15 protein-coding genes and 1 tRNA gene are annotated in these 13790 nt (G+C 68.5%); 6 read left to right on the top strand and 10 right to left on the bottom strand.

Annotated elements, in window-relative coordinates; all coding sequences use genetic code 11:
• Positions 1 to 227: 227 nt before the first annotated feature.
• The 9 genes from rplL to KTN05_RS04170 form a co-directional block, all read right to left on the bottom strand.
• Positions 228 to 602 carry a 50S ribosomal protein L7/L12 gene (gene rplL / locus KTN05_RS04130; RefSeq protein WP_217328123.1) on the bottom strand — a complete coding sequence of 125 codons (375 nt, stop codon included), beginning with the start codon at positions 600 to 602 and terminating at the stop codon, positions 228 to 230.
• A gap of 67 nt (positions 603 to 669) precedes the next feature.
• Positions 670 to 1185: a 50S ribosomal protein L10 gene (gene rplJ, locus KTN05_RS04135; protein ID WP_217328124.1), complete on the bottom strand. Its 516-nt coding sequence runs from the start codon at positions 1183 to 1185 to the stop codon at positions 670 to 672.
• A 286-nt stretch (positions 1186 to 1471) separates the two neighbouring features.
• Positions 1472 to 2170, bottom strand: a complete 699-nt coding sequence (rplA, locus tag KTN05_RS04140; protein WP_217328125.1) for a 50S ribosomal protein L1 — start codon at positions 2168 to 2170, stop codon at positions 1472 to 1474.
• Positions 2171 to 2173: 3 nt separating this feature from the next.
• Complete coding sequence (gene rplK, locus KTN05_RS04145; protein WP_217328126.1) at positions 2174 to 2629, bottom strand: 50S ribosomal protein L11; 456 nt, start codon at positions 2627 to 2629, stop codon at positions 2174 to 2176.
• 88 nt (positions 2630 to 2717) lie between these two features.
• Positions 2718 to 3254 (bottom strand): transcription termination/antitermination protein NusG, encoded by a 537-nt coding sequence (gene nusG, locus KTN05_RS04150; protein ID WP_217328127.1) that lies wholly within the window; start codon positions 3252 to 3254, stop codon positions 2718 to 2720.
• A 189-nt stretch (positions 3255 to 3443) separates the two neighbouring features.
• Complete coding sequence (gene secE / locus KTN05_RS04155; RefSeq protein WP_217328128.1) at positions 3444 to 3638, bottom strand: preprotein translocase subunit SecE; 195 nt, start codon at positions 3636 to 3638, stop codon at positions 3444 to 3446.
• Positions 3639 to 3729: 91 nt separating this feature from the next.
• Positions 3730 to 3805: transfer RNA gene (locus tag KTN05_RS04160), tRNA-Trp, on the bottom strand.
• A gap of 62 nt (positions 3806 to 3867) precedes the next feature.
• The gene (gene recQ, locus KTN05_RS04165; RefSeq protein ID WP_217328129.1) at positions 3868 to 5889 is read right to left on the bottom strand and encodes a DNA helicase RecQ; all 2022 of its coding nucleotides are present in this window, start codon (positions 5887 to 5889) and stop codon (positions 3868 to 3870) included.
• A complete protein-coding gene (locus KTN05_RS04170) occupies positions 5889 to 6182 on the bottom strand; it encodes a YggT family protein (RefSeq protein WP_217328130.1) in 294 nt (97 codons plus the stop codon). The genes recQ and KTN05_RS04170 overlap by 1 nt, the downstream gene beginning before the upstream one ends.
• Before the next feature lie 150 nt (positions 6183 to 6332).
• Between KTN05_RS04170 and KTN05_RS04175 the strand changes: the two genes are divergently transcribed.
• The 6 genes from KTN05_RS04175 (at position 6333) to KTN05_RS04200 (ending at position 12141) form a co-directional block, all read left to right on the top strand.
• A complete protein-coding gene (locus tag KTN05_RS04175) occupies positions 6333 to 6914 on the top strand; it encodes an acyl-CoA thioesterase (RefSeq protein ID WP_217328131.1) in 582 nt (193 codons plus the stop codon).
• A gap of 58 nt (positions 6915 to 6972) precedes the next feature.
• On the top strand, positions 6973 to 8343 hold the full coding sequence (locus KTN05_RS04180; RefSeq protein WP_217328132.1) for an MFS transporter: 1371 nt from the start codon (positions 6973 to 6975) through the stop codon (positions 8341 to 8343).
• Entirely contained in the window at positions 8340 to 9203 is an 864-nt protein-coding gene (gene mepA, locus KTN05_RS04185) for a penicillin-insensitive murein endopeptidase (RefSeq protein ID WP_371823270.1), read from the top strand. Before KTN05_RS04180 ends, mepA begins: the two co-directional genes overlap by 4 nt.
• The gene (locus tag KTN05_RS04190) at positions 9179 to 10165 is read left to right on the top strand and encodes an esterase-like activity of phytase family protein (RefSeq protein ID WP_254367981.1); all 987 of its coding nucleotides are present in this window, start codon (positions 9179 to 9181) and stop codon (positions 10163 to 10165) included. The genes mepA and KTN05_RS04190 overlap by 25 nt, the downstream gene beginning before the upstream one ends.
• 63 nt (positions 10166 to 10228) lie before the next feature.
• The gene (locus KTN05_RS04195) at positions 10229 to 11296 is read left to right on the top strand and encodes a DNA topoisomerase IB (RefSeq protein ID WP_217328133.1); all 1068 of its coding nucleotides are present in this window, start codon (positions 10229 to 10231) and stop codon (positions 11294 to 11296) included.
• Positions 11297 to 11349: 53 nt separating this feature from the next.
• Positions 11350 to 12141 carry an exodeoxyribonuclease III gene (locus KTN05_RS04200; RefSeq protein ID WP_217328134.1) on the top strand — a complete coding sequence of 264 codons (792 nt, stop codon included), beginning with the start codon at positions 11350 to 11352 and terminating at the stop codon, positions 12139 to 12141.
• A 64-nt stretch (positions 12142 to 12205) separates the two neighbouring features.
• On the opposite strand, the gene nhaC is transcribed toward KTN05_RS04200, so the two are convergent.
• Entirely contained in the window at positions 12206 to 13786 is a 1581-nt protein-coding gene (nhaC, locus tag KTN05_RS04205) for a Na+/H+ antiporter NhaC (protein ID WP_254367982.1), read from the bottom strand.
• Positions 13787 to 13790: the final 4 nt, after the last annotated feature.

Here is a 13790-nt window from a genome sequence, read left to right on the forward strand (position 1 = left end):
GCGGATCGTCGGGGCACGATCGGCGGCACGCTTACGAATGTCAGGGGTCACGGTCCAATTCGCGCCATGCGTCCCACCGCACGGCTCCCGAACCGCGAACACGCCCTGAGGGAAGCTCGGGCCGCCCTATGTAGGGGCACGCCGAGCGTCCTTCAAGACGGGCTCGGCAGGGACCGGAAAATTCCCGGACCCTGCCTGGTCTGTCAACGCAATCCGCGAGGGGCGGATTACTTCAGCTCGACCTTGGCGCCAGCCGCTTCGAGCTTCTTCTTCATTTCCTCGGCATCGGCCTTGGCCGCGCCTTCCTTGACCTTGCCGCCGGCTTCGACCAGGTCCTTGGCTTCCTTCAGGCCCAGGCCGGTGATCGCGCGCACTTCCTTGATCACGTTGATCTTGTTGGCGCCCGCCTCGGTCAGCACGACGTCGAATTCGGTCTTTTCTTCCACGGCTTCAGCCGCGCCCGCAGCGGGGCCGGCCATCATGACGGCGCCACCGGCAGCCGGCTCGATGCCGTATTCGTCTTTCAGGATCGTCTTCAGCTCCTGCGCTTCCAGCAGGGTCAGACCGACGATTTGTTCGGCGAGTTGTTTCAGATCAGCCATTTTTCCGTTCTTTCACTCAAGATGTTCCAACGTCGGGGCAAACACCCCACGAGGGGACGGGATTGCCTCAGGCGGCCTCGCGCTCTTCCAGAGTCGTGAGGATGCCCGCGATGTTGCTGGCAGGTGCGCCGATCGCGCCCGCGATGTTCGACGCCGGGGCACCGATGGCAGCCACGATCGAAGCGATAAGCTCCTCGCGCGACGGCATCTGCGCCACGGCCTTCACACCGGCCGGGTCGAGAGCGTTCTCGCCCATCGCGCCGCCAAGGATGACGAACTTGTCGTTCGTCTTGGCATACGCGTCCGAGACCTTGGCCGCAGCCACGGGGTCTTCGGAGAAGGCGAGCACGGTCATGCCCGTCAGGTAATCGGCGATCGAAGCGGCCGGTTTCCCCTCCAGGGCGATCTTGGCGAGCCTGTTCTTGGCAACGCGGACTGCACCCCCCGCCTCGCGCATCTGCGCGCGCAGGGCCTGCATCTCGGCAACCGTCATCCCTTCGTAGCGGGCAACCACCACGACGCCAGAGCTTGCAAAGATCTGGCCGAGTTCATCGACCACCTGTTCTTTTTGGGCTCTATCCACGGTTCACTCCACGTATGGGGGTTCCCCCCCGGCTCTCTTGTCCGGCCGCCAGAAGGGCAGCCGGTCGGGTCCGCATGATGGACCCGAGATCGCCCAAAGGTGGAACCTTCGGAAAAATGCTCGACTTCCATCTCGGGAAGGACTTAGCGGTGTTCACGCACCGGCCCTCCGTCTCGGACAGGCATCCCGAATCGGGAAGATTCGGGATGGAACCGGCCTCATACGTCCGCATGGGCCGGATGGCAAGCGGCAGGCCGCGCGGCAGCGCCGGCGGCCCGCCGGGAAATCAGGCCTGGGTGGCCGAGGTCAGGTCCAGCGACACGCCCGGACCCATGGTCGAGCTGATCGAGACCTTCTTCAGATAGGTGCCCTTGGCGCCCGAAGGCTTCGCCCGGTTCACCGCGTCCACGAAGGCGCGGATGTTCTGGGCCAGTTTCTCGGCGTCGAACGAGGTCTTGCCGACGCCGGCATGGACGACGCCCGCCTTCTCGGCCTTGAACTGGACCTCGCCGCCTTTCGCCGCCTCGACGGCGGACTTCACGTCCATCGTCACGGTGCCGACCTTGGGGTTCGGCATCAGGTTGCGCGGGCCGAGGATCTTGCCCAGACGACCGACCAGCGGCATCATGTCCGGCGTCGCGATCACGCGGTCGAAGTCGATATTCCCGCCCTGGATGCTTTCCACCAGGTCTTCGGCGCCGACGACTTCGGCGCCGGCGGCCTTCGCCTCGTCCGCCTTGGCGCCGCGCGCGAAGACGGCGACGCGCACGTCCTTGCCGGTGCCGTTGGGCAGCGTCACGACGCCGCGGACCATCTGGTCGGCGTGGCGCGGATCGACGCCCAGGTTCATCGCGATCTCGACCGTTTCATCGAACTTGGCGGTCGCGTTGGCCTTGACCAGCGCCAGGGCTTCCTCGACGGCGAGGTTCGACTTGCCGGCGAACGCCTCGCGGGCGGCGGCTTTCTTCTTGGACAGCTTTGCCATGACTTAGCCCTTCACCTCGATGCCGATCGATTTGGCCGAGCCGAGGATGATCTGCATCGCGGACTCGACGTCGGTCGCGGACAGGTCCTTCATCTTCGTTTCGGCGATCTCGCGGACCTGCGCGACGGTCACGGACCCGGCCGAGCCGCCACGGCCCGGCTTTTCCGCGCCCTTGGCACGGTTGCGCTTGCCCTGCGGCTTCAGGCCGGCGGCCTTCTTGAGCAGGAACGCCGCGGGCGGGGTCTTAGTCTCGAAGGTGAACGACTTGTCGGCGTAATAGGTGATCACGGTCGGGGTCGGGGCGCCCGGCTCCAACTCCTGCGTGCGGGCGTTGAACGCCTTGCAGAATTCCATGATGTTGATCCCGCGCTGACCCAGCGCCGGGCCGATGGGCGGGGACGGATTCGCCTGCCCCGCCTTCACTTGCAGCTTGAGGCTGCCGACGACTTTCTTGGCCATCTGGCCTTCTCCTTTTCATCACGTCCGCGCCATGCGGACCGACATAGCGGTGCGGCGGGCCCCGTGGGGCCCTGCCTCCCGCGCGACATCACGAGGTCTTGCTGACCTGCGTGAATTCCAGTTCGACCGGCGTCGGCCGGCCGAAGATCGACACCGTGACCTTGATGCGGCCCGACACGTCGTCCACTTCCTCGACCATGCCCGAGAAGCCCTCGAACGGGCCATCGGTCACGTTCACGTTCTCGCCGACCTCGAAGCGGATCAGGTTGCGCGGCTCGGCCGGCGCGCCCTCGCCCGTGCGGTTGAGCATCAGGTTCACCTCGTCGTCGCGCATCGGCATCGGCTTGCCCTGTGCGCCGAGGAACCCGGTGACGCGGTTGATCGAGTTGACCAGGTGATAGGTGCGGTCCGACAGGTCCATGTGGACCAGCACGTAGCCCGGCATGAAGCGGCGTTCGGACGTGACCTTCTTGCCGCGGCGGATCTCGATCACTTCCTCGGTCGGGACCAGCACCTCGTCGATCTCGTCCTCGAGGCCCTTCTCGGCCACGGCCTGACGGATCGCCTCGGCCACCTTCTTCTCGAAGTTGGAGAGGACGCTGACCGAATACCACCGTTTTGCCATTGCCAGATCGTTCCTTGTTCGTCCCTGAGGGCGGACGCGCGGCCCGCTGAAATTCGCAATCGCCCGGCCCGCTTCCCCGAACGCAAAGGGCGCGCAGCCGATTCGGCGCACGCCAGGGGAAGGCCGGCAAGGTCAACGGACCTAGCGCCGCCGCGCCGGTTTGGCAAGCCTGAACGCTGCGCGCCGGCCTTAGCCGGAAACGGTCCGCAGCACGGTGCTGACCCCGGTGCGGATCAGCAGGTCGACCAGAAAGAAGAACAGGCTGAACAGCCCGGCCATCACGAAGACCATCAGCGTGGTGGTCATCACCTCGCGCCGGCCCGGCCACGTGATCTTGGCGGCTTCGGCGCGGACCTGACTGATGAGCTGGGCGGGGTTGGTCATGGCAGTCCCTTGCGTGTGCAGCCGTCCAGATAAAGGCCCCGCGCCCGCGATGCAAGCGCGGCCGTGACGGGGCGACCGATTTCGGAATGGCTGGCAGGGGCAGGGGGACTCGAACCCACGACCCTCGGTTTTGGAGACCGATGCTCTACCAACTGAGCTATACCCCTAGGCCGAGCGTGGGCATAATCTAGCCGCGCGCCCGGATCAAGGGGAATCGGGCGGCGTTGGATCAGCCCTGTTCCATCTCGCGCCGGAAGGCGGCGCCGAAGCGGTCGAGCTGCGCCGGGCCGAGATAGCGCGACAGATCGCCCGGCCGGTCCTGCGCGATCCGCCGGATGAGCGAGGCCGACAGCGACAGCGGCTTGCCGGTCCCGTCCTCGCCGCGCGCCAGATCGCGGGCGGCGGCCTCCAGCCGGTCGAACAGCGCCCCCGCCTCGCGCCCGGCCAGGGCGCGGCGGGCGGGATGCATCGGTGGCGTGTCGCCTGCGATCACGCGCAGGAACGCCTCGCCATAGCTTTCCAGCTTCTTCGCGCCGACGCCGCCGATGCGGGCCATTCCGTCCAGCGTCGAGGGGCGCGACTGCGCCATCTCGATCAGCGTCTTGTCAGGAAAGATCACATAGGCGGGCACGCCCTGCGATTCGGCCAGTTCGCGGCGCTTGGCCTTCAGCGCGGACAGCAGCGGCGCGTCCTCCTCGTCCACCTGGGCCTTGACGACGGTCGAGGGCCGCGCCTTGCGGATCAGGTCGCGGCGCAGCGTCACGGTTTCCTCGCCCCGCAGCACCGGATGCGCGGCCTCGGTGATCCGCAGCCCGCCGTGGCGTTCCGGGTCGGGGCGGATCAGGTCGCGGCCGAGCATCTGCCGCAGGATTGCCTGCCATTCAGCTTTCGGTGTGCCCTTTCCCACCCCGAAGGTCGGCAGCTGGTCATGCCCGCGCTGCGTCACCTTCTCTGTCGCGTTGCCGGTCAGCACGTCGATGACATGCCCCTGCCCGAACCACTCGCCCGTCCGCAGGATCGCCGACAGCGCCATCCGCACCGGCTGGGTCGCGTCGAAGACCTCGGGCGGGGTGTCGCAGAGATCGCAATTGCCGCAGGGCTCGGCTTCCTCGCCGAAATAACCCAGCAGCACCTGACGGCGGCAGGCGGTCGCCTCCGCCAGCCCCAGCAGGGTGTTGAGACGGCCATGATCGGCCTGCTTGCGCTCGGGCGGGGCCAGCCCCTCGTCGATCTGGGTCCGGCGCAGGCGGATGTCGTCGGGGCCGTAGAGCGTCAGCGTTTCCGCAGGCGCGCCGTCACGGCCCGCGCGGCCGATTTCCTGATAGTAGGATTCGATGGATTTCGGCAGGTCGGCATGGGCGACCCAGCGGATGTCGGGCTTGTCGATGCCCATGCCGAAGGCGACGGTGGCGGTGACCACCAGCCCATCCTCGCGCTGGAAGCGGCCTTCGACCTCGCGGCGCAGCTCGGCCTCCATCCCGCCGTGATAGGCGACGGCGGGGATGCCGGCGTCGTTCAGGGCCCTTTCCAGCGTCTCGGTCTTGGCGCGGGTCGCGCAGTAGACGATGCCGGACTGTCCGCGCCGTGCCGCCGCGAAATCCATGATCTGCCGACGCGGCCCGTCCTTGGGCTGGAACGCCAGGTGGATGTTCGGCCGGTCGAAGCCGCGCAGGAACGTGAGCGGAGCCGCCTCGCCGAACAGCCGCGCCACGATCTCGCCCCGCGTTTCCGCGTCGGCGGTCGCGGTGAAGGCGGCCAGCGGCACGTCAAGCGCCCGGCGCAGCTCGCCCACCCGCAGGTAATCGGGGCGGAAATCATGGCCCCACTGGCTGACGCAATGCGCCTCGTCCACCGCGATGGCCGTGACGCCCGCGCGGCGAAGCATCGGCACCGTCGCGCCGGATGCCAGCCGCTCGGGCGCCATGTAGAGAACCTTCAGCGCCCCGGCTTGCAGCGCCTCGAAGACCTGCGCGCTTTCCTCCTCGGTATTGCCGGAGGTCAGCGCGCCGGCCGCCACCCCCGCCTCGCGCAGGGACCGCACCTGATCGCGCATCAGGGCGATCAGCGGCGAGATGACCACCGTCACCCCGTCCCGCATCAGCGCCGGAAGCTGGTAGCAGAGCGACTTGCCCCCGCCCGTCGGCATGATCGCCAGCACGTCGCGGCCCTCGGCCACGGCCTGCACGATCTCCTGCTGGCCGGGGCGGAAATCGTCGAAGCCCCAGACTTCGCGGAGAAGCTCGGTGGGCATCAGTAGCCCAGGAAGAAGCCGGCGTTGTTGCGCAGCGCCTGCTGCAGGATGATGATCGCGATGAACAGGACCAGCGGCGCGAGATCCAGACCGCCGGTGTTCGGCAGGATGTTGCGGATCGGCTGATAGATCGGCTCCAGCAGGCGGCTCAGCCCGTCCCAGATCTGCGCGACGAGCGGCTGGCGCAGGTTCAGCACCTGGAAGTTGATGAGCCACGACATGATGATATGCGCGATCATGATCCACCAGACGATGTCCAGAATCAGCATCAGGGCCTGGTAGAGCGTGGTCATCGCGTCCTTCCTCTCGGCATCTTTGACGGGCGTTCGCGTTCAGGTAGGCCGTTGCGGCCCGCCGCGCAAGCAGGCGGCGGACATGCCGTTCCGTCGTGCTTGACCCGGCCACGCGCCCTCACTAGCCCGTGAACGGGAAAGGACGCCCGCATGTATCCGATCTTCCGCTTCCTCCGCGGCATGTCCGCCGCCCGCCGCGCACCCCGCATCGGGCCGTTCGACGCGCATGTCTCGACCCATCGCTGCTGGCCGTGGGACCTCGACCCGTGGATGGAGCTGAACAACGGCCGCACCCTGACGCTGTATGATCTCGGCCGAGTGCCGATGGTGCTGCGGATGGGGTTGTTCGACACCTTCCGCGAGAAGAACTGGGGCTTCACCGTCGCCGGCAACTCGGTCCGCTACCGCCGCCGCATCAGGGCGATGCAGCGTTTCACGCAGGTCTCGCGGATGATGGGCTGGGATCACCGCTTCCTGTATATGGAGCAGTCGATCTGGAGCGGGGGCGAGTGCTGCAACCACATCCTTCTGCGCGTCGCCATCGTGGGCGGCAAGGGCCGGTCCGGCATCGTCCCGCCCGCCGAACTGGTCGCCGCCCTCGGCATCACCGAGCCGAGCCCGCCACTGCCCGAATGGGTGCAGACCTGGACCCGATCGGAGTCCCAGCGCCCGTGGCCGCCGGTCCTGCCCGCGATCCCGGTGGGCGAGCGCACCGGGGACTTGCCAGCCTGACTCCGCTTCGGCCTTATGCGCCCGCATGGGGCCAGTCCCCGCAGCACTCGGGGGCGGCATGACGGATCGGGACACGCGCCGGCGCATCTGGGGCTGGTGGTTCTTCGACTGGGCGAGCCAGCCCTATGCCACGCTGCTGCTGACCTTCATCTTCTCGATCTACTTCGCGGAAGTGGCGCGGGGCGCGTTTGTCGCACAGGGCATGACACCCGAGGCGGCGGGCGCAAGGGCGCAGACGCTGTGGGGCTATGCGCTCGCCCTCTCCGGGGTTTTCATCGCCGTGCTCGCCCCGGTGCTTGGCGCGGTCGCCGACACGTCGGGGCGGCGGATGCCGTGGATCAGGCTGTTCTCGCTGTTCTACATCATCGGCGCGGCGGGGCTGTGGATCCTCGCCCCCACCGATCCGCCGCTGGTTCCCGCGCTGGTCTTCTTCGGCCTCGGCCTGATCGGGATGGAGTTCGCCACCATCTTCACCAACGCCCTGCTGCCCTCGCTCGGGCCGCGCGAGGAGGTCGGGCGGCTGTCGGGCGGCGGCTTCGCCTTCGGCTATCTGGGCGGGGTGCTGTCGCTGGCGATCATGCTGGCGCTGTTCGCGGAAAGCGCCGTCAGCGGGCTGACGCTGCTGGGGAACCCGCCCGCGCTTGGGCTGGATGCCGGGGCGCGGGAAGGTACACGCTTCGTCGGCCCGTTCACCGCCCTCTGGTATGCGGTGTTCATGATCCCGTTCTTCGCCTGGGTGCGCGAGCCTGCCGGGCCGCGCCGCCCGGTTCGGATCGGGCCTGCGTTGGCCGATCTGGGCCGGCTGCTCCGCAGCCTGCGGCACCGGCACTCGCTGGCGGCGTGGCTCGTGTCGTCGATGCTGTCGCGGGACGGGCTGAACGGGCTCTACGCCTTCGGCGGGGTCTATGCGGGAACGGTTCTCGGCTGGCCGGTGATCTGGTCGGGCGTCTTCGGCGTCATCAGCGCGCTGGCCGCCGCGCTCATCAGCTGGCTGGGCGGGCGGGCCGACCGGCGCTGGGGGCCGAAGCCGGTCATCATCGGCTGCACACTGGTCCTCGCCGCCGTCTGCACGCTGCTGGTCGGCATGGGGCGCGAGGCGATCTTCGGCGCGCCCTTCGCCCCCGGCTCGCGCGCGCCCGACGCGATCTTCCTGCTGTGCGGCGTCGCCATCGGCGGCGCGGGCGGGGCGTTGGCCGCCGCCAGCCGAACGATGATGGTGCGCCACGCCCATCCCGAACGCGCGACCGAGGCGTTCGGCCTCTACGCCCTGTCCGGCAAGGCGACGGCGTTCCTCGCACCCGCCAGCATCGCCGCCGTCACCCAGATCTCCGGCAACCAGCGCCTCGGCATTTCGCCGCTGATCGTGATGTTCCTTCTGTCGCTGCTGCTGCTAAGATGGGTCAACCCTGAGGGAGAGAGCGAGCAGTGATCCGCAAGACCCTGAAAGCCGCCATGGCGCTGGCGCTTGCCGCCGTCATGGCGCAGCCCGTCCTGGCCGAGCCGCTGGCCAAGGACGTCTTCGGCGCCCAGAGCGTCGCCAACCGCGCCCAGCCGCAGGCCATCGGCGGCTATTCGCGGGGCTGCGCGTCGGGCAACGTGCAGTTGCCGGAAAGCGGCCCGACCTGGCAGGCCATGCGGCTGTCGCGCAACCGCAACTGGGGCCAGCCCGAGCTGGTCGGCTTCCTAATCGGCCTGTCGCGGGCGGCGACGCAATATGGCTGGCCCGGTCTTTACATCGGCGACATGAGCCAGCCGATGGGCGGGCCGATGCTGACCGGCCATGCCAGCCACCAGATCGGGCTGGACGCGGACATCTGGATGCTGCCGCCCTCGTCCCTGCGTCTGTCGCCCCAGCAGCGCGAGAACATCTCGTCGCAATCGGTCGTGCGCGGCGGGGTCGCGGCCAGCGACCTGTGGTCGGCGGCCCATCACGGCATCATCCGCGCCGCCGCCAGCGACCCGCGCGTCGCCCGCATCTTCGTCGATCCGGTGGCAAAGGTGATGATGTGCAACGCCGAGCGCGGCGACCGCGCCTATCTGCGCAAGATCCGCCCCATTGGCGGGCACGACTATCACTTCCACGTCCGGCTCGCCTGCCAGGCGGGATCGCCCGGCTGCGAGAACCAGGCCGCCCCGCCCCCCGGCGACGGCTGCGAAGAGGCCGCGCAGTGGATTCGCAACCGCATCGACCCGCCGCCGCCCGCGCCGCCGAATCCCGATTACCGCCACCCCCGCAGCTACCGGATGAGCGAACTGCCACGCGCATGTCAGGCCCTCGTCTCGCGCTGACGGCGGCGCTCGCGCTGGGACTGGCCGCCGCCTGCGCGGGGGCGGTGCCGGTCTCGTCCGCCGCGCCCCCGCCGCTCGCCTCCTCCCCCGCCCCCGCGCCGCTCAGCGTGGAGCATGTGGGCACCTTCGTCTGGCGGGTGCCCGAGGAGGATTTCGGCGGCTTTTCCGGGATCGAGGTGTCGGACGACGGATCGACCTACACCGTCCTTTCCGACCGGGCGATGCTGCGCTGGGGCAGCATCCACCGCGACCGGCAGGGCCGCATCCGCGAAATGACCGCCGCCGGCGCCGCCCGGCTGCGCGACCAGAAGGGCAAGCCCCTTCCGCCCGGCTGGATCGGCGATTCCGAAGGCATGGCCATCGGCCCGGAGGGTGAGATCTATGTCAGCTTCGAGGGGATGGTCCGTGTCGCCCGCTACGACACGCCCGATTCCCCCTCGACCCCCATCGAGGGACATCCCGGCTTCCGCAAGCTCAGCCGCAACACCGCATTGGAGGCGCTGGCGATCCTGCCCGGCGGCGCGCTGCTGACGATCCCCGAAGCACGGCCCGCCGGGGCGAAGGAATACCCCGTCTGGGTCCGGCGGGACGGCGAGTGGACGATCCCGTGGACGATCCCGCATCTGGACGGCTTCGCCCCCGTCGCCGCCGATATCGGCCCGGACGGTCGGCTCTATCTGCTGGAGCGGGACTTCAAGGGCCTGATGGGTTTCGCCTCGCGCGTGCGCCGCTTCGATCTGGGCGAGGGTGCGCTGGGGCCGGGGCGCATCCTGCTGACGACGCGGTTCCGGCAGTATGACAACCTCGAAGGGCTGTCGGTCTGGGATGACGGGCTGGGCCTGCGCCTGACGATGATCTCCGACGACAACTTCGTCTTCCTGCAACGCACCGAGATCGTGGAATACCGCATCCGCGAACCGGCGGGCGAGCATTACGGGGCGGCGGGCGGCAATCCCTCCTGACCCGCCCGGCGGAACGAAACCGGGGCATCCGCCGTTCCGAACTGGCCTCGTTCGGGTAGGTGAATGCCCAGTGACACAGGAACAGTCGTCGATCCCCAGGATGCCGCAGAGGGCGCCGGGCTGGTCTATGTCAGCGACGCCGAGCCCGGCATCACCCGCCGCCGCGCCGGCAAGGGGTGGAGCTTCCGCGGCCTCGATGGCAAGCCGATCCGCGACAAGGGCGAACTGGCGCGCATCAGGGCGCTGGCGATCCCGCCCGCCTATACCGACGTCTGGATCTGCCCCGACCCGAACGGCCATCTTCAGGCCACCGGCCGCGACGCGCGGGGGCGCAAGCAATACCGCTATCACCCCCGCTTCCGCGAGGTGCGCGACAGCGCCAAATACGAACGGATGCTCGACTTCGCCCGCGCCCTGCCCGCCCTGCGCGAGCGGGTGGACGCGGACCTGTCCCGCCGGGGCATCCCGCGCCAGAAGGTGCTGGCGACCGTCGTGCGGCTGCTGGAAACCACAATGATCCGCGTCGGCAACGAGGATTACGCCAGGCAGAACAAGTCCCACGGCCTGACCACCCTGCGCGACCGGCATGTGGACATCTCGGGCGCCGAGGTGCGGTTCCGGTTCAAGGGCAAGTCGGGCAAGCAATGGGACCTGTCCGTCCGCGACCGCCGCATCGCCAATATCGTGCGGAAAAGCCAGGATCTGCCGGGGCAGCATCTGTTCCAGTATCTCGATGAGGACGGCGAGCGGCGCGAGGTCACGTCGGGCGACGTCAACGCCTATCTCAAGGACATCACCGGCAGCGACATTACCGCCAAGGACTTCCGCACCTGGACCGGCACGGTTCTGGCGGCGATGGCGCTGGCCGAATACGAGGCGGCCGGCAGCGAGGCCGCCGCCAAGCGCAATGTGCGCGAGGCCATCGACCGCGTGGCCGCCCGGCTGGGCAACACCCCCACGATCTGCCGCAAATGCTATATCCACCCGCAGGTGATCGACAGCTATCTGGCCGACGATCTGGTGCTGGAGATGCGCGAGGAGATCGCGGACGAGCTGGACGGCACCGGCCTTCGCCCCGAGGAAGCCCAGGTGCTTCGCTTCCTCGAACAGCGGCTGGCGGCCCGCCCCTGATCCGCACCCTCGGCGGGGTTCCGTTTCCCGCCGCGATGGGCCACATACCGCCCATGTTCACCATCGCCACCTGGAATATCAACTCGCTCCGGCTTCGGTCCGGTCTCGTCGCGCGGCTTCTGACCGAGGAAGCGCCCGACATCATCTGCCTGCAGGAATGCAAGTCGCCCGTGGACAAGCTGCCGCTGCAGCTTTTCGCGGACATGGGCTACCGCTGGTCGGTCGCGCGGGGCCAGCGCGGCTATAACGGCGTCGCGATCCTCTCGCGCCTGCCGATCGAGGACGCGGGCGAGCGCGACCACGCGAATCTCGGCCACGCCCGCCACGTCGCCGCGCGGCTGGAAAACGGTGTCACCGTCCACAACTTCTACGTTCCCGCCGGCGGCGACACGCCGGATCGCACGGTCAACGAGAAGTTCGGCCAGAAACTCGACTATCTCACCGACATGCGCGACGCCTTCCACGCCGAGCCGCCGAGCCGTTCGATCCTCGTCGGCGACCTGAACATCGCCCCGCGCGAGGATGATGTCTGGTCGCACAAGCAACTGCTGAAGATCGTCAGCCACACGCCCATCGAGGTCGCGCATCTGGCCGACGCGCAGGAGGCCGGCAACTGGGTGGACATCACCCGGCAGGACATCCCCTCGGGGCCGCTTTTCAGCTGGTGGAGCTACCGCAACCGCGACTGGAACGCCTCGGACCGGGGCCGCAGGCTCGACCACATCTGGGCCACGAGCGACATCGCCGCCTCGGGTCACGCCAGCCGCATCCTGCGCCCGGTGCGCGGCTGGGAACAGCCGAGCGACCACGTTCCCGTGCTGGCGAGCTTCGACCTGACGGTCTGACCGCCTCAGCGGCGTGGGGCCGATCCGCGCCGCCGCTCTCGCAGAGGCCCGCCGCCGCCCGCCATCAATGCGGCCCCTGCGTCTTGAGCGTCTCCTCGGCCGTGGCTTCCGCCGCCGCCGTCTCCTCCCCCACGTCGCTCAACTCGTAATCGGTCAGGTCCATGACATCATGGTCCTCGGCCGCCCACTGCGCCCGCTCCTCGTCGCTCGCATGAGGCGAGAACCAGCCCGTCAGCGCATAGATGATCCCGATCACCGGCGAGACCCAGCACGCGAAGCTCAGCGGGATATACGCCAGATGGGCGAGATTCCCGTCCATCACCCCCAGCCCCAGCGCCGAGATCACGAACGCCCCGCCCGCGTTCCACGGGATCAGCGGCGACATCAGCGTGCCGCCCTCTTCCACTGCGCGGGACAGGTTCAGCGTCGAATACCCCATCCCCCGATAGAGCGGAGAGAACATCCGCCCCGGCAGCGCGATCGAGATATAGGGATCGCCCGCGACAAGGTTCGTGGTGAAGGACGTGCCGATGGCGGAAATCTGCACCGCCGCAAAGGTCTTCACCCGCGTGACGATGGCCAGGATGACGGCCTCCAGACAACCCGTCCGCTCCAGCGCGCCGCCGAAGCCCAGCGCGATCAGCATCAGCGAGATCGTCCACATCATCGACTGCATCCCGCCGGTGTTCAGCAGCGAGTCGATCGCCTCGACCCCGGTCTCGATCTCATAGCCGGACTGGGCATAGGCGAAGACGTCATGCAGCCCGGCGCCCTGATGGAAGATCGCGACGGCACCGCCCAGCAGCACGCCCGCGAACAGCGCGGGCAGCGGCGGCTTCTTCGTCACCGCGAGGATCAGCACCGCGAAGGCCGGGATCAGCGGGATCAGGCCGAGGTTGAACTCCTCGTCCAGCCGGGTCGTGATGAGGGTGATCTGCTCGAAGGACGTCTGCCCCGGCTCGACCAGCGCGTAGCCGGCCACCGCATAGATCACCAGTGCGATCAGCATCGCCGGAACCGTGGTGGGCAGCATGTTGCGGATATGGTCGAAGACGTTCTGACCGGTAACGGCGGGGGCGAGGTTCGTGGAATCCGACAGCGGCGAGATCTTGTCGCCGAAGAACGATCCCGACACCACCGCGCCCGCCGTCCAGACGACCGGCACGCCGAACCCGGCGCCGATTCCCATCAGCGCCAAACCCACCGTGCCCACTGTTCCCCAACTGGTCCCCAGCGACACCGACACGATGGAACACAGAAGCATCGCCGCCGGCAGGAACACCGTCGGGTTGAGGATCGTCAGCCCGTAATAGATCAGCGTCGGCACCGTCCCGGCGGCGATCCAGACCCCGATCAGCATCCCCACTACGACCAGAACGGACAGAGACGGCATGGAAACATGGATCACGTGGAAGACGCCCGCCCGCACGTCCATCCAGGTCTGCCCGCGCACCACCCCCACCAGCCCGGTGAAGGCCAGCCCCAGCGCCAGCGGGATATGCGGCGTGAAGTCGCCGTAATAGAACAGCTGCAACGCCAGCAGCCCCAGCGTGAAGACGATCGGCAGCAGCGCCACGCCCAACGAGGGCAGCGTGCGGGGGCCTTGGGTCGCGGTCTCGTCGGCCGGGGCTGTCGGGTCGGGCAAATGC

This window comes from Paracoccus sp. Z118 (assembly GCF_019061185.1).
Lineage (GTDB): Bacteria > Pseudomonadota > Alphaproteobacteria > Rhodobacterales > Rhodobacteraceae > Paracoccus.

What these genes read in the sequence shown, in the direction of transcription:
- nusG (WP_217328127.1), bottom strand. Translation starts at nt 3,254, where the DNA reads ATGGCAAAACGGTGGTATTCGGTCAGCGTCCTCTCCAACTTCGAGAAG.
- rplA (WP_217328125.1), bottom strand. Translation starts at nt 2,170, where the DNA reads ATGGCAAAGCTGTCCAAGAAGAAAGCCGCCGCCCGCGAGGCGTTCGCC.
- KTN05_RS04200 (WP_217328134.1), top strand. Translation starts at nt 11,350, where the DNA reads ATGTTCACCATCGCCACCTGGAATATCAACTCGCTCCGGCTTCGGTCC.
- secE (WP_217328128.1), bottom strand. Translation starts at nt 3,638, where the DNA reads ATGACCAACCCCGCCCAGCTCATCAGTCAGGTCCGCGCCGAAGCCGCC.
- KTN05_RS04170 (WP_217328130.1), bottom strand. Translation starts at nt 6,182, where the DNA reads ATGACCACGCTCTACCAGGCCCTGATGCTGATTCTGGACATCGTCTGG.
- KTN05_RS04180 (WP_217328132.1), top strand. Translation starts at nt 6,973, where the DNA reads ATGACGGATCGGGACACGCGCCGGCGCATCTGGGGCTGGTGGTTCTTC.
- KTN05_RS04175 (WP_217328131.1), top strand. Translation starts at nt 6,333, where the DNA reads ATGTATCCGATCTTCCGCTTCCTCCGCGGCATGTCCGCCGCCCGCCGC.
- KTN05_RS04190 (WP_254367981.1), top strand. Translation starts at nt 9,179, where the DNA reads ATGTCAGGCCCTCGTCTCGCGCTGACGGCGGCGCTCGCGCTGGGACTG.
- recQ (WP_217328129.1), bottom strand. Translation starts at nt 5,889, where the DNA reads ATGCCCACCGAGCTTCTCCGCGAAGTCTGGGGCTTCGACGATTTCCGC.
- rplL (WP_217328123.1), bottom strand. Translation starts at nt 602, where the DNA reads ATGGCTGATCTGAAACAACTCGCCGAACAAATCGTCGGTCTGACCCTG.
- rplK (WP_217328126.1), bottom strand. Translation starts at nt 2,629, where the DNA reads ATGGCCAAGAAAGTCGTCGGCAGCCTCAAGCTGCAAGTGAAGGCGGGG.
- KTN05_RS04195 (WP_217328133.1), top strand. Translation starts at nt 10,229, where the DNA reads ATGCCCAGTGACACAGGAACAGTCGTCGATCCCCAGGATGCCGCAGAG.